The 411-nt window shown below is 69.3% G+C and carries 1 protein-coding gene; it reads right to left on the bottom strand.

The window, feature by feature from the left end; genetic code table 11:
- A partial coding sequence (locus tag GV790_RS29050; RefSeq protein WP_163818011.1) for an alcohol dehydrogenase catalytic domain-containing protein occupies positions 1-411 on the bottom strand: 411 nt, incomplete at both ends.

The raw sequence follows: 411 nt of genomic DNA, 5'->3' as shown, positions 1-411 counted from the left end.
GTTCTCGGGCTTCTCGGTCGCGAGTCATGACGTGCACTTCGGCGCCCTCGGCCATCGCCACCTGGGCGGCGATGTGGGCGCTGCCGCCGAAACCATAGATGCCGAGCCGTCCGCCGGCAGGTAGTGCAGCTCTGCGTAGCGCCCGGTAGCCGATGATCCCGGCACACAGCAGTGGCGCCGTGTCGGTGTCGCTGTAGCCGTCGGGTAGCCGCAGGGCGTATGCCGCCGGGACCACGGCATATTCGGCGTAGCCACCGTCGGCGTCCCACCCGGTATAGCGCGAACGGGGACAGAGGTTCTCGGCTCCGCGGCGACAAGATCGGCAGGTGCCGCAGGTATGGCGCAGCCAGGCGATCCCGACCCGGTCGCCCGGCACGAAATCCACGTCGAGGCCGACGGCCTCATCAGGTG

Source organism: Nocardia cyriacigeorgica (assembly GCF_010858045.1).
In the GTDB taxonomy this organism is placed as follows: Bacteria; Actinomycetota; Actinomycetes; order Mycobacteriales; family Mycobacteriaceae; genus Nocardia; species Nocardia cyriacigeorgica_E.
This window is presented reverse-complemented; position numbering and strand designations above follow the sequence as displayed.